This window comes from Pseudomonas sp. URIL14HWK12:I6, from assembly GCF_000514195.1.
Taxonomy (GTDB): domain Bacteria; phylum Pseudomonadota; class Gammaproteobacteria; order Pseudomonadales; family Pseudomonadaceae; genus Aquipseudomonas; species Aquipseudomonas putida_A.
The window spans coordinates 21354-34314 of record NZ_AZVL01000018.1 but is presented as its reverse complement, the minus strand read 5'-3'; the positions used below and the strand labels follow the sequence as shown (position 1 = coordinate 34314).

Genomic DNA, 12961 nt, shown 5'->3' with positions numbered 1-12961 from the left:
CCTTCGCGAGCAGGCTCGCTCCCACATGGGTTTTGTGTCGATCACAGATCCCCTGTGGGAGCGAGCCTGCTCGCGATTGGGGCGGCACATTTTCAGACATTTACACGGTTGACGATCAACAACCGGCAGCTCAGTCTGCCGGTTCTCTTTTTTGTCGCGGGGGTGGTCGATGCCTTTCTTCACGGTTGACGGACAAGCGCTGCACTACATTGATCAAGGCACCGGCCCGGCCGTGTTGCTGGCGGGCAGCTATCTGTGGGACACGGCCATGTGGGCGCCGCAGATCGCTGCGCTGTCGCCGCACTACCGGGTGATTGCGCTGGACCTGTGGGGCCACGGCGAATCCGGGCGCTTGCCGCAAGGCACCACCTCGCTGGATGACATCGCGCGGCAGGTCGAGGCCTTGCTCGACCACCTGCAGATCGAGCAGATAACGCTGGCGGGGCTGTCAGTCGGCGGCATGTGGGGCGTGCGTCTGGCGTTGTCGGCACCGCAACGGATCAACGGTCTGGTACTGCTCGACACCTACGTCGGCGTCGAGCCTGAGCCAACCCGTCAGTACTATTTCTCGCTGTTCAAGCAAATCGAGGAAAGCGGCGAGATTGCGCCTCAGTTGCTCGACATCGTGGTGCCGATCTTCTTCCGCCCGGGCATCGATCCGCAGTCGGCGCTGTATCAGGACTTCCGCGCCAAACTGGCGGCCTACACCGCGGATCGCCTGCGCGAAAGCATCGTGCCGATGGGGCGTATCACCTTCAGCCGTGATGATCTGTTGCCGCGCCTGGGCGAACTGAATGCCGCGACCACCCTGGTGCTGTGCGGCGATCAGGACAAACCGCGACCGCCGTCGGAGGCACAGGAAATGGCTGAATTGATCGGTTGCCCGTGGGTGCTGGTGCCGGAGGCGGGGCATATTTCCAGCCTGGAGAATCCGCAGTTTGTGAGCGAGGTGTTGTTTACTTTTTTGGCTGAGCGCAACCGCTAAACCGTGTCATCGTTCTTTTCGCGAGCAAGCCCGCTCCCACAGTGACCGCGGTGATCCCTGTGGGAGCGGGCTTGCTCGCGAAGAGGCCCGATCAGGCAATAAAGAAGCCGGACTCACTTTGGCCCGAGAATTTTCGCCAGTTTCTCCGGCGAAGGCGCGCCTTGCTGCTGTTGCAGCTCACCCTTGTCATCCATGTAGAAAATCGCCGGCGTCGCCTGCAGTTCCAGGTCTTCCATCAACTGCATGTTGGCGGCCAGTTTGGTCTGCACCGCTTTTGGAATGTCTTTCAACGGCTTCAGGGTGCTGGCCTTGCCGGCCTTTTCGTGATCTTCCAGGGCCTTGGCCGGATCTTTCGCCGCCAGCAGCGCGGCGGATTTCGCCGGGCTGTCTTCGCGGATGATCCCGACCATGATGTGCCGCAGCTGCACCTTGCCGGCCTTGACCCATGGTCGCGCCTGTTCCCAGAACATGTTGCAGTACGGACAGTTGGGATCGCTGAACAGGTACACGGTGCGCGGCGCGTCCTTGTTGCCGTCCTGAATCCAGTTGCTGGCTTCGAACTTGCCCCAGATTTCCTTGGCCATCGGCGCATAGACCAGTTTCTGCAACGGCTCGCTGCTCAGATCCTTGCCGTCGGCGTCGTACAGATTGCCGAGCAGCACGTGTTTCCCGTCCGGCGTCAGGTACAACGCCATGCCACGGTTCTGGTACTGCGCCGCATAACCACGCAAGCCGTCCGGGGCGTCGAACTGGCCGACGATTTTTGCGCCCTTGGCTTCGATCTGCTTGATCGCGGCGGGCAATTCTTCGGCGGCCTGCACCGACGGCAGGTGCAGCAGGGCAGTGCCCAGAGTCAGCGTCAGCAGGTGGCGGAGGCGGGGCATGGCAGTTTCCTTGCAGAGGTGGCCGGTGCGGCGGTTGGATTCGGGATGTCGAAATTTTCCAGGGCGCGGGCCAGGCTGGCGTTCGACAGTTCGCCCAGATGACTGCTCAGCAAGCGACCGTCAGGGCTATAGAACAGCGTAGTCGGCAACGCCATGGAGCCCACGGCCTGACCCAGTCGACCGCTGCGGTCGAACAGCACGTTGTTCAGGCTCAGGCCCTGGGTTTCCAGGAAGGTGGCAACGCTTTGCATGCTTTCGGCCTGATTGACGAACAGAAAGGTCAGGTCCGGGCGTTGTTGTTGAGCGTTTTCCAGCACCGGCATCTCGCGCCGGCACGGTGGGCACCAGGTTGCCCACAGGTTGATCACCAATGGTCCGCCCTGATAGTCGCTGAGCTGGATGGTCTCGCCTGCGGCGTTGCGCAGGGTGATTTCCGGCAAGCGCGTGCCTTGTTCGTAGATGTTCAGTGACAGGGTCGCCAACAACCAGAACAGCACGCCGCTGGCCACGCCAAAACCCAATGGCCGACGCAGGCCCGGGCGGCGCCAGCCGCGATAGAGAGCGGTGAGCAGCAGCACGATCACCCCCGGCCAGGCGAGGAATCCACCATCGCGCAGGTCGATGATCTGCCACGGATCGTTGCGATAGTGGCCCCAGTACAGGGCGACAAACGCCACGCGTGCCGCGAGCATGCCCAGCAGAAACAGGCTGAACAGCGCCGACTCGGGGTTATCGCCGCCACGCTTGGCCACCCGCCAGCCGACAAAGGTCGCCAGCGCCAGGGCACTGATCAGCAGCAGATGGTTAAGCGCGATGGCAAAGGTGCCGAGGGTGAACGTCAGCATTTAATTGGCGTCTCGGGTGGTGGTCCAGCGTTGCAGGAACGTCTCGGCATCCACCTCACCGGTGATGCGCTGGCTGCGTCGTTCTTCGCCGTCGGTGCCGATCCAGACAAAACTTGGTGGCCCCGGGACTTTGTAGCGGCCGAGCAGCTCGCGGCTGGCGGCATTGTCGGCAGTGACGTCGAGGCGCAGCAGGCGCACATCGCTGAGTGCCTGCATGACCTTGTCCTTGCCGAACACCTGTTTTTCCATGACTTTGCACGACACACACCAGTCGGCGTAGTAATCGAGCAGCACCCACTGGCCTTGAGCCTTGGCGCTATCCAGTTCGCGCAGCAGGGCTGCCGGATCCTTTATCGTGGTGAACGCGTCATGCCCGCTCGGCGTGGTGCTGGCGACCCGCCCGGCGCTGTAAACCTGCAACGGTTGATACGGGTCGTCACTGCCACCGGCAGCGCCGATCAGCAACAGGCTGCCCCACAGACCGAGCAGCAACGAACTGGCGCCGAACACTTGGGCGACCCGGCCGAAGCCGTCCGATTGCTTCCAGGCACAGAACGCCGCGATCAGCAGCAGCGCGCCACACAGGCCCAGCCACAGTGACGAGTCCAGCACCGGGCGCAGCATCAGCAACGCGGTCGCGAGGAACAGGAAACCGAAGATGCCCTTGAGCAGGTTCATCCACGCGCCAGGTTTCGGCAGGAAGCGATTGCCGACGGTCACCAACAGCAACAGCGGCACCCCGATACCGATGCCCAACGCGAACAGAATCAAGCCACCGTGCAGCGCATTGCCGCTCTGCGCGATGTACAGCAAAGCGCCGGCCAGTGGCGCGGTCATGCACGGGCCGACCAACAGACCGGACAACGCGCCGAGCACCCCGGCACCGATCAGGCTGCCGCCGCTGCGACTGCGCGAAGCGTGTTCGAGGCGGTCACGCAGGGCCACCGGCAATTGCAATTCAAAGAAGCCGAACATCGGCAGCGCCAGCACCACGAACACTGCTGCAAATGCACCGAGCAGCCATGGATTTTGCAGCCACGCCTGCAGGTTGGCGCCGAGCAGCGCAGCGATCACCCCCATCGCTGCATACACCAGCGCCATGCAGATCACATAGCTGCTGGCCAGGGCGAAACCACGGCGTGGGGTTGCACCGCTGCCGACAATCATGCCCGCCAGAATCGGTAGCATCGGCAACGAACACGGGGTGAACGCCAGCAACAGGCCGAGGCCGAAGAACACCAGCAGGCTCCAGCCCAGCGCCCGTTGTTGCAGGCTGCTGGCCAGGGCCTGATCCGGTGCTTCGGCACTGGCCGTTGGCGTCGCTTTGCCGCCCAGATCGATGACCCGGGTTTGCGGCGGATAACACAGGCCGGCATCGGCGCAGCCCTGGTAACTGACCTTGATCTGACCGCTGGCCGAGGCCGGGACTTTCACCTCCAGCCCTTGGCGATACACCGGTTGTTCACCGAAGAACTCGTCACTGTGCGACTCGCCCTCGGGCAGCACAGGCTGCTGCTCGGCCGTCAAACCGTCGAATTTCAGGCGTTTCTGGTACAGGTAATAGCCGTCGGTGATTTGCCAGAACAGCTGGGTTTCCCCGGACTCAAGGCGTTCGGAGGTGAGCACGAAGGCTTTGTCGACCGGCAGAAACTCCGGTTTGGTCTCGAATGGGTTGTTTCCCGCCTGGGCCAGGCCGGAGATCAGCAGTACAAACAAAAGAAAAAAATGACGCATGGAGGAGCCTTGTCCCTGTGCAAGTGTGGGCACAATGGTGGATGGCGATTAACCGATGATTAACCGTCACGCCCTTGTCGCTGTGGCGTTGGGCGCCATAATGTCAGCTTAATCGGCCAACGGCCTAATCGGCTTTTTTCTACGGGACGGATCATGCACGTACTGGTTTGCGAAGACGATGAACTGATCGCCAGCGGTATCGTTGCCGGTCTCACGGCGCAGGGCTTGACGGTCGAGCACGTCAACACCGCCTCGAAAGCGCGGGCGATGCTCAAGGTCGCCGAATTCGACGTGATGGTGCTCGATCTCGGCCTGCCCGACGAAGATGGCCTCAAGTTGCTGCAACAGCTGCGTCAGCAAGGCCTGGAAATTCCGGTGCTGATCCTGACCGCACGCGACTCGGTCACCGACCGCGTGGATGGCTTGCAGGCCGGGGCTGACGATTACCTGCTCAAACCCTTCGATCTGCGTGAATTGTTCGCGCGTCTGCAAACCTTGTTGCGCCGGGTCGCCGGGCGCAGCGTCAACCTGATCGAACACGGCGCGCTGACCTACGATCCAAGCAGCCGCGAAACCACGTTGGCCGGGCAACCGGTGGACTTGTCGCGCCGCGAGCAATCGCTGTTGCAGGCGCTGCTGCACAACCGTGGCCGAGTGCTGTCCACCGAGCAGTTGAAGGACAGCGTCTACGGCTTCAATGACGAGTTGGAGAGCAACGCGCTGAACGTGCATATCCACCACCTGCGCAGCAAGCTCGGCAAGGGCATCGTCGAGACCGTGCGCGGTCTGGGCTATCGCCTCGGGCCGGCCGATGGTGGAGAACAACAGAAGTGATGAGTCTGCGTCTGCGCCTGAGTCTGACCCTCGGCGCCGCGTTCGCCCTGATCTGGGCACTGGCTGCGGCCTGGATGCTCAGCGACTTGCGCAATCAGATGATGTTTTCCCTCGACCAGCGGCTGGTAGCCTCGGCGCGCATGGTCGCCGGGCTGCTGGAGCAATTGCCGGCGCTGCCGAGCAAGGGCGAGGGCACCCATTTCAGTGCCGAACAATTGAACATTCCCGGCGGCATGGCCTGTCAGGTCAGTTCGTTGCGCGGGGAAATTCTGGCCCGCAGCCACAGCAGCCCCGAGCAAACCCTGGAAGCGGAAAAAATGGGCTTCCACGATCAGATGATCGATGGCGCGCCGTGGCGCAGTTTCACTCTCGCGCGGGGGGATGTGCGGATCACCACGGCCGATCGGCAAATCGAACGCGAAGCGCTGAACATGTCGATCCTGCTGGCGGCCTCGGTGCCGGTGGGCGTGGCGTTGCTCGGTTGCCTGTGCCTGTTGTGGCTGGGCATCGGCCAGGGGCTGGCGCCGCTCAATCGGCTGCGCGAAGCCTTGATGCGGCGTAACGCCGACTCGCTTGAGCCATTGCAGTTGCAGTCGTTTCCCAGTGAACTGAAACCGCTGCTCGATACCCAGAATCAGTTGTTTCAGCGCATCGGCAAGACCATCGAGCGCGAACGACGGCTGACGGGCGATGCCGCCCATGAACTGCGCAGCCCGCTGACCGCGATCAAGACCCACCTGCAAGTGGCACGCATGACCGAGGGCAGTGCCCGTGATCAGTCGCTGGCTCGCGCCGAAGAGGGTGCCGACCGTATGCACCGCACGCTGGAGCAACTGCTGTTGCTGGCGCGGGTCGAGGGCAGTCTGTCGTTCGATGACGGCGTGCAGTGCAGCGCCGAACAGGTGGCGAAACTGGCGATGCAGGATGCGGCTGGTGGCGAGCGTCAGCGCATCAAACTGCAATTGCCCAAGCAGCTCTCCAGTGCGCCGGTGCAAATGCCGGCGGTGCTGTCGATTGCCGCGTTGCGCAATCTGCTCGACAACGCCCTGCGCCATACCCCGGCGGACGCTGAGGTGGAGCTGAGCCTGGAAACGGTCGGCCAGCGCGCCCGTTTTGTGGTGCGCGACCACGGCCCGGGGATTGCGGCGCAAGATCTGCAGCATCTGACCCAACGCTTCTGGCGCAACGGTCAGAGCACCGGCTGCGGTCTCGGCCTGGCCATTGTGCAAGCCATCGTCCAGCGCTGCGCCTGCACCCTGCATTTCGACAGCCGTCCGGATGGCTTGCGCGTCGAGCTGACCATGCCGCTGCAACCTGTCTGAACCAGCAAAAATCCCCTGTGGGAGCGGGCTTGCTCGCGAAGGCGTCCGGTCAGTCGACAGGTTGCTGACTGGCACGCCGCCTTCGCGAGCAAGCCCGCTCCCACATTAGGGGATCCGTGGTGTGGCACATCAAATGTAACGTCTTTGCGTTGGTGATTCGCCAGCCTCGGCGTTAAGGTCGGGGCTGCTCTGACTCAATGGATTGAGGGAACGCGCCATGGAAGCATCGATCTGCATCTGCCCGGCGAAACCTGCCGACGCCGGCATCATCAGTCGCATCATCGAGCGATCGATTCGCGTCGGTTGTGCGCTCGAACACCGCAACGATCCGCAACTGGTCAGCCGCTGGATCGGCCGACAATCTGCCGACGTCATCAGCGCGCACCTTGCCGACGCGCATTGCTACCTGAATATCGCCTTGTTGCAGGACAAACCGGTGGGTGTCGGCATGGCCACGGCCAGCGGTAAGATAGGTTTTTGCCATGTGCAGCCGGAATGGTTTCGCCGTGGCGCAGGGCGCGCCCTGATGACCGACCTTGAAGGCTGGCTGCGGATTCGTGGTGTGCCGCAGGCGCGCATCGCCAGCACACGTAGCGGCGCGGCTTTTTATCGGCATCTGGGCTACTGCGATGCAGTGCCACGCGCCAGCGATCAGGGCTTGCACCGCGTTACGCTGCACAAGCTGCTGCCATTGCCTGGCTGACATCTCGATCAAGGGTCTAAATCCTCGCCCCGCTTAAGCGTTTCCAGAACAGGAAAACCTGCATGTGCGCCCCGCGACCGGAACGCGCACCTGTGCGGTGTGCTGTTTTGGTCACTATCCATAGCGTATTGAGGGGTCGAGAGATGTCAGTCGCCACCAGCCTTATCGAAGAGTCGTCGGCCCGGATCAGCTCCGCGCCGGCGGAAACCCTGTATCAGTTCAACGAATCACCACTACTGGCCCGGCAGAGCCAGCAGGAATCCAATGCCCGCAGCTATCCGCGACGCATTCCGCTGGCACTCAAGCGCGCCAAGGGCCTGTACGTCGAAGATGTCGAAGGCCGCACCTTCATCGACTGCCTGGCCGGCGCCGGCACTCTCGCGCTGGGACACAATCACCCGGTGGTGATCGAGGCTATTCAGCAAGTGCTGGCCGATGAGCTGCCGCTGCACACCCTCGACCTGACCACGCCAGTGAAGGATCAGTTCGTCCAGGACCTGTTCGGTTTGCTGCCGCCAGCACTGGCGGCCGAAGCGAAAATCCAGTTCTGCGGCCCGACCGGCACCGATGCGGTGGAAGCCGCGTTGAAACTGGTGCGCACCGCCACCGGGCGCAGCACCGTGCTGTCGTTCTCCGGCGGTTATCACGGCATGAGCCAGGGCGCCTTGAGCCTGATGGGCAGCCTGGGGCCGAAAAAGCCGCTGGGCGCCTTGCTCAGCAACGGTGTGCAATTCATGCCGTTCCCTTACGACTACCGTTGCCCGTTCGGTCTCGGCGGCGCGGCCGGGGTCAAAGCCAACCTGAGTTATCTGGAAAACCTGCTCAACGATCCTGAAGCCGGCGTGCAGTTGCCGGCAGCGGTGATCGTCGAAGCGGTGCAGGGCGAGGGCGGGGTGATTCCGGCCGATATCGAGTGGCTGCGCGGCTTGCGTCGAATCACCGAAAAGGCCGGTGTGGCGCTGATCGTCGACGAGATCCAGAGCGGTTTCGCGCGTACCGGCAAGATGTTTGCCTTCGAACACGCCGGTATCGTCCCGGATGTGGTGGTGTTGTCCAAAGCTATCGGCGGCAGCCTGCCGCTGGCGGTGGTGGTTTATCGCGACTGGCTCGACACCTGGCAACCGGGCGCCCATGCGGGCACGTTCCGTGGCAATCAGATGGCGATGGCCGCCGGTTCCGCGGTGATGCGTTATCTGCTTGAGCACAAGGTCTGCGAACACGCCGCCGCCATGGGCGAACGCCTGAGCGAACACCTGCGCATCCTGCAACGCGACTTCCCGCAACTGGGCGACATTCGTGGTCGTGGCTTGATGCTCGGCGTCGAACTGGTTGACCCCAACGGCGCGCCGGATGCGCTCGGTCACCCACCCGCGTTCGCGCGTCTGGCACCGCTGGTGCAGCGTGAATGCCTCAAGCGCGGACTGATTCTCGAACTGGGCGGCCGCCATGGCGCGGTGGTGCGCTTCCTGCCGCCGCTGGTGATCACCGCCGCCGAAATCGACCGCGTCGCCGAGATCTTCGGCCGGGCCCTGGCCGCTGCCACCGCCGCTTTGTAAATTTTTCGCAGCGCCGAACGTTCTTACTACATACCCGGCTGCACCCCCGGTGCAGCCCACCCTTACAACGATGGAGAACCAGCATGACGTCAGTATTCGACCGCGAGGACATCCTCTTTCAGGTCGTGGTCAACCACGAAGAGCAATACTCGATCTGGCCGGATTACAAAGCCGTGCCGGAAGGCTGGCGCACCGTGGGCAAGAGCGGCCTGAAGAAGGAATGCCTGGCCTATATCGAAGAAGTCTGGACCGACATGCGTCCGCTGAGCCTGCGGCAGAAGATGGAAGGGCAGGCGGCCGCTCAGTAATCTGACAGACAAAACAAACCCGCTGGACTGGTGACAGGCAGCGGGTTTTTTCATGGCTGGCAATGGTGTTGTTCTGACGAGCCTCTTCGCGAGCAAGCCCGCTCCCACATTGGATCTGCGCTGCACACAACCCCCCTGTGGGAGCGGGCTTGCTCGCGAAGAACGATAACGCGGTGTAACTGAAACTACGCCCCGCTCAACCCCTTGAGCAACAAATCCACATTCCCCTCCAGCTCCGCCACCGGGTCCGCTGCATCGGTACTCAACACCAGCAGATGACTCCCCGAGGCGGCAATTGCTGCTTTCACTGCCTCCGACGGCTGACGATGATGCAGCACCAGCGCCACGTCGTTGTCCTTCAGCGTCGCCGTGAGCTTCTTCAGATCTTCGGCTGTCCACTCGGCATCTGCTCGCGCGTCCTGGCCGATCAGCTCCAGATTCAGGCTGCCGATCAGGTAACCGAAGTGATCGCTGAGGCTCATCACGCTCAGGTTTTCAGCCTCGGCCAGGCGCGCTTCGCTGTCGGCACTGAGCTTGAGCAGGCGCTGTTTCAGCGCCGCCAGATTGGCCTCGATCTTCGGTTTGGCCGACGGCGCCAGACGCACCAGGTCTGCCGCGATCACATCAGCCATGCGCCCCATGTTGTTGCTCGCCAGCCATGGCTGACTGTTCAAGCCATCGACCTTCAGCCCCGGTTGCACGGCGATCCCCGGCAGGGCGCCATCCACCGGGCGCGCCGCGTCGACTTCGACAATGCGAATGTTGCTGCGCCGCGCGATCGGGTACAGCGGATCATCGGCCCACAGCGAGCGCACGCCGATCACCGCGTCGGCATTGCTCGCCAGTTTGCCCAGCGCCGGAGCGCCGCGACCGGTGAAGTATGCGGTCTGACGGCTGCCCGGCAGATTCGCCGGGGCCGCGCGTTCCAGGCTGACGTCGGTGCCTTTGAGCAGCACTTCGCCGAGGCCGTAGGTGATGGGCAACGAGGCCAGTACGCGCAGCGGTTGAGGGTTTTCAGCCGCCAGCAACGGGCTGCCAACCACGCCGCACAGGGCCATGGCCAGGGTCAGTTTTCGCAGTGAGAAGATCATTTATCCAAGGTTCCCTTTCAGACTCGGGACAACCCCGCGCGCAATGGCGGCGAGGGCGAAGGCGATGCCGGCGACCAGAATGATCGCGGCGCCGGACGGGATTGGCAGATCGAAGACGATCGGCGCGAGAATCCCGCACAGCGTGCTGACGGTAGCAATCAGCACCGAGCACCAGAAGAAGCCCTTGAGCGACTGGCTGAGCAAACGCGCGGCCGCCGCCGGAATCACCAACAACGCGCCGACCAGAATCGCGCCGATGACCTTCACCGCCGCGACGGTGATCAGCGTCACCAGAATCACGAACAGGTAATCCAGAGTCTTCACCGCGACGCCGCGCACCGCCGCCAGTTGCGGGTTGAAACTGGCGAGCATGATCCGGTTGTACAGCGGTAGCGCCAGGGCCATGACCAGCGAACCGACGATGGCCAGCACCAGCAGGTCATTGCCATTGACGGTGAGCACCGAACCGAACAGCACGTTCTCCAGAATGTGCACGTTGATCTTGCCGGCCAGAATCAACAGCAGGCTCGCGCCAAGCGCCAGCGACACCGACAGGAACACGCCGATCAGGGTGTCGGGCGCCAGGCCGGTGCGGTTGCGCAGGTAGTTGAGCAGGATGCCGAACAACAGGCAGTAACCGAACAGGCTGCCGTACGGCCCGGTGTAGGGTTCGCCGAGCAGAATGCCGATGGCCACGCCGGTCAGCGCCGCGTGCCCGACCGCTTCGGAGAAAAACGCAAAGCGCTTGACCACCACCAGCGTGCCGAGGCCACCGAGCACCGGACCGATCAACAGGCCGGCGAGCAATGCGTTGACCACAAAGCCGTAGGCCAGCGCTTCCGGCAGGTAACCGGACGACGCCCAGCCCTGAACCATCAAACGAAAGGCTTCGTAACTCATCAGACCGCGCTCCGTGGATGGGTGGAAAACAGACTCAGCAGCCGTTCCGGGGTCAGTGCCTGTTGCGGCGTGGCGTCGAACAGCACTCGGCGGTTGAGACCGGTGACCCGGTCGGCCAGACGCTTGACCGCTTCCAGATCGTGCTCGATCCACAGCACGGTGATGCCAGCGGCGCGCCAGTCGCCGAGCAGGCGTTCGAACACCTGGATCCCGGCTTCGTCGAGGGCCGACATCGGCTCATCCAGCACCAGCAATTGCGGAGCCGGGATCAAGCCTTGAGCGAGCAACACGCGCTGCCGTTCGCCACCGGACAACGCGCCCATGCGCCGCTTGCGTTTGTCCTGCATACCGACCCGTTCCAGCGCCTCGCCGATGGCCTTGGCGTAGTGCTTGCTCAGGCCGAGAAACGCCGGCCGACGCTGGCACATCGCGGCCATGAAATCGTCGACGGTCATCGGCAGGCCACGATCGAACTCCAACGCCTGCGGCACGTAGCCGATGGTGCCGGGTTGGCCGGGCCAGTGCAGGCTCAGTTGACCCTGATGCGGCATTTGCCCGAGCAAGGTCTTGATCAGCGAACTCTTGCCACCGCCGTTGGGGCCGACCAGGGCGTGGACGTGACCGGGCTGAACCTGGAAGGTCACGTTGTCGAGGATCGTGGTGCGCCCGAGGGTCAGAGAGACTCCCGCAAAATCCAGAGTCGGCCCACTTACCCCTTGTGGGAGCGGGCTTGCTCGCGAATGCGGTGGTTCATTCAATAATGATGCTGACTGACCGGACGCCTTCGCGAGCAGGCTCGCTCCCACAGGGGATTGATGGGTGTCAGAGAGGGTTTCTTTTGCTGTCATGCCCCGGACTCCTGAATCGCCCGCACCACGGTGTCGAGGTTGCCGGTCATTTCCTTCTCATATTTGTCGGCGCTGTATTCGCCATAGGAAATGTGCGACAGCGGGTACAGCTTCACCCCGGACTCACGCTGGATGGTTTCGACGTAGGTCGAGGGAAAATCCATCTCCGAGAAGATCACCTTCACGTCGAGTTCGCGCAGTTGGTCGATGGTCTTTTTCAACTGGCTCGGGCTCGGTTCGATGCCGTGGGCCGGTTCGACCACGGCCGTCACTTCCAGGCCGAATTCGCGCAGCAGATAGTCGTAGGCCGCATGCACCGTGGCCACACGCAGTTCGGCGTTCGCTGCCTGAGTCAGTTTGGCCAGCGCATCGGCGCGCATCTGCCGCAGGCGTTTGCCGTAGGCGCGGGCGTTCTGGGTGTAGGTCCTGGCGTTGTCCGGGTCGAGTTTGCCCAGCTCGCGGGCGATGTTGTTGACCTGGGCAATCGAGGCGCTGATCGACAGGAAGGTGTGCGGGTTGACCACTTTGCCGGCGCCGCGCGCAGCGGTACCGGTGGCCGCCAGCAGCGGCACGTTTTCGTTGGCTTCGATGGTCTTGATGTTCGGCGTTTCGCTGGCGGCGATCATGCGGTCGGCGAAGTCGTCATGACCGACCCCGTTGAGCACGATCACATCCAGACCGCTGATGCGTTTGATGTCTTCAGCGCGTGGCTCGTAGGCGTGCGGGTTGAAGCCGGCGGGAATCAGCGGCACCACCTCGGCCTTGTCGCCGACGATATTCGCCACATAGCTATAATACGGGTGCAGGGTGATGCCGATGCGCAGGCGTTTGCCCGGATCGGCGCTGGCCAGCGGGCTCAGCAGGCACGCGCACAGGCCTAACAGCAGGGTGCGCAGGAGGGGACGGCGAGTCAGGGAAATAAGCATGGGCAAGCGGTCTTCTCTCGGGTGA

13 protein-coding genes are annotated in these 12961 nt (G+C 63.0%); 6 read left to right on the top strand and 7 right to left on the bottom strand.

The features are described from left to right. Positions 1-169: 169 nt before the first annotated feature. A complete protein-coding gene (locus H043_RS0120420; protein WP_027613400.1) occupies positions 170-985 on the top strand; it encodes an alpha/beta fold hydrolase in 816 nt (271 codons plus the stop codon). A 113-nt stretch (positions 986-1098) separates the two neighbouring features. On the opposite strand, the gene dsbG is transcribed toward H043_RS0120420, so the two are convergent. Genes dsbG through dsbD form a run of 3 tightly spaced genes read right to left on the bottom strand, consistent with a single transcriptional unit; the run spans position 1099 to position 4448 of the window. Further along, the gene (gene dsbG, locus H043_RS0120415) at positions 1099-1869 is read right to left on the bottom strand and encodes a thiol:disulfide interchange protein DsbG (RefSeq protein ID WP_027613399.1); all 771 of its coding nucleotides are present in this window, start codon (positions 1867-1869) and stop codon (positions 1099-1101) included. Next, positions 1845-2714, bottom strand: coding sequence for a TlpA disulfide reductase family protein (locus tag H043_RS0120410; RefSeq protein ID WP_027613398.1), 870 nt, complete (start codon positions 2712-2714; stop codon positions 1845-1847). The genes dsbG and H043_RS0120410 overlap by 25 nt, the downstream gene beginning before the upstream one ends. Then, a complete protein-coding gene (dsbD, locus tag H043_RS0120405) occupies positions 2715-4448 on the bottom strand; it encodes a protein-disulfide reductase DsbD (RefSeq protein ID WP_027613397.1) in 1734 nt (577 codons plus the stop codon). 153 nt (positions 4449-4601) lie between these two features. Between dsbD and H043_RS0120400 the strand changes: the two genes are divergently transcribed. From H043_RS0120400 to H043_RS0120380, 5 genes are all read left to right on the top strand, one after another. Then, on the top strand, positions 4602-5282 hold the full coding sequence (locus H043_RS0120400; RefSeq protein ID WP_007969056.1) for a response regulator: 681 nt from the start codon (positions 4602-4604) through the stop codon (positions 5280-5282). After that, complete coding sequence (locus tag H043_RS0120395; RefSeq protein ID WP_049827920.1) at positions 5282-6604, top strand: ATP-binding protein; 1323 nt, start codon at positions 5282-5284, stop codon at positions 6602-6604. The genes H043_RS0120400 and H043_RS0120395 overlap by 1 nt, the downstream gene beginning before the upstream one ends. A gap of 217 nt (positions 6605-6821) precedes the next feature. Next, on the top strand, positions 6822-7307 hold the full coding sequence (locus H043_RS0120390; RefSeq protein ID WP_027613395.1) for a GNAT family N-acetyltransferase: 486 nt from the start codon (positions 6822-6824) through the stop codon (positions 7305-7307). A 143-nt stretch (positions 7308-7450) separates the two neighbouring features. Further along, positions 7451-8863: an aspartate aminotransferase family protein gene (locus tag H043_RS0120385; RefSeq protein WP_027613394.1), complete on the top strand. Its 1413-nt coding sequence runs from the start codon at positions 7451-7453 to the stop codon at positions 8861-8863. A gap of 83 nt (positions 8864-8946) precedes the next feature. After that, complete coding sequence (locus tag H043_RS0120380) at positions 8947-9171, top strand: MbtH family protein (protein ID WP_003226665.1); 225 nt, start codon at positions 8947-8949, stop codon at positions 9169-9171. A gap of 185 nt (positions 9172-9356) precedes the next feature. Here H043_RS0120380 and H043_RS0120375 read toward each other — a convergent pair whose 3' ends face one another. Genes H043_RS0120375 through H043_RS0120360 form a run of 4 tightly spaced genes read right to left on the bottom strand, consistent with a single transcriptional unit; the run spans position 9357 to position 12936 of the window. Then, positions 9357-10262 (bottom strand): metal ABC transporter solute-binding protein, Zn/Mn family, encoded by a 906-nt coding sequence (locus tag H043_RS0120375; protein WP_027613393.1) that lies wholly within the window; start codon positions 10260-10262, stop codon positions 9357-9359. Continuing rightward, positions 10263-11162, bottom strand: a complete 900-nt coding sequence (locus H043_RS0120370) for a metal ABC transporter permease (RefSeq protein ID WP_003226663.1) — start codon at positions 11160-11162, stop codon at positions 10263-10265. It lies immediately after the preceding gene. Then, positions 11162-12010: a metal ABC transporter ATP-binding protein gene (locus H043_RS0120365; protein ID WP_027613392.1), complete on the bottom strand. Its 849-nt coding sequence runs from the start codon at positions 12008-12010 to the stop codon at positions 11162-11164. The genes H043_RS0120370 and H043_RS0120365 overlap by 1 nt, the downstream gene beginning before the upstream one ends. Further along, a complete protein-coding gene (locus H043_RS0120360; protein WP_027613391.1) occupies positions 12007-12936 on the bottom strand; it encodes a metal ABC transporter substrate-binding protein in 930 nt (309 codons plus the stop codon). The genes H043_RS0120365 and H043_RS0120360 overlap by 4 nt, the downstream gene beginning before the upstream one ends. Positions 12937-12961: the final 25 nt, after the last annotated feature.

What these genes read in the sequence shown, in the direction of transcription:
- H043_RS0120390 (WP_027613395.1), top strand. Translation starts at nt 6,822, where the DNA reads ATGGAAGCATCGATCTGCATCTGCCCGGCGAAACCTGCCGACGCCGGC.
- dsbG (WP_027613399.1), bottom strand. Translation starts at nt 1,869, where the DNA reads ATGCCCCGCCTCCGCCACCTGCTGACGCTGACTCTGGGCACTGCCCTG.
- H043_RS0120385 (WP_027613394.1), top strand. Translation starts at nt 7,451, where the DNA reads ATGTCAGTCGCCACCAGCCTTATCGAAGAGTCGTCGGCCCGGATCAGC.
- H043_RS0120370 (WP_003226663.1), bottom strand. Translation starts at nt 11,162, where the DNA reads ATGAGTTACGAAGCCTTTCGTTTGATGGTTCAGGGCTGGGCGTCGTCC.
- H043_RS0120410 (WP_027613398.1), bottom strand. Translation starts at nt 2,714, where the DNA reads ATGCTGACGTTCACCCTCGGCACCTTTGCCATCGCGCTTAACCATCTG.
- H043_RS0120420 (WP_027613400.1), top strand. Translation starts at nt 170, where the DNA reads ATGCCTTTCTTCACGGTTGACGGACAAGCGCTGCACTACATTGATCAA.
- dsbD (WP_027613397.1), bottom strand. Translation starts at nt 4,448, where the DNA reads ATGCGTCATTTTTTTCTTTTGTTTGTACTGCTGATCTCCGGCCTGGCC.
- H043_RS0120380 (WP_003226665.1), top strand. Translation starts at nt 8,947, where the DNA reads ATGACGTCAGTATTCGACCGCGAGGACATCCTCTTTCAGGTCGTGGTC.
- H043_RS0120365 (WP_027613392.1), bottom strand. Translation starts at nt 12,010, where the DNA reads ATGACAGCAAAAGAAACCCTCTCTGACACCCATCAATCCCCTGTGGGA.
- H043_RS0120360 (WP_027613391.1), bottom strand. Translation starts at nt 12,936, where the DNA reads ATGCTTATTTCCCTGACTCGCCGTCCCCTCCTGCGCACCCTGCTGTTA.
- H043_RS0120395 (WP_049827920.1), top strand. Translation starts at nt 5,282, where the DNA reads ATGAGTCTGCGTCTGCGCCTGAGTCTGACCCTCGGCGCCGCGTTCGCC.
- H043_RS0120400 (WP_007969056.1), top strand. Translation starts at nt 4,602, where the DNA reads ATGCACGTACTGGTTTGCGAAGACGATGAACTGATCGCCAGCGGTATC.
- H043_RS0120375 (WP_027613393.1), bottom strand. Translation starts at nt 10,262, where the DNA reads ATGATCTTCTCACTGCGAAAACTGACCCTGGCCATGGCCCTGTGCGGC.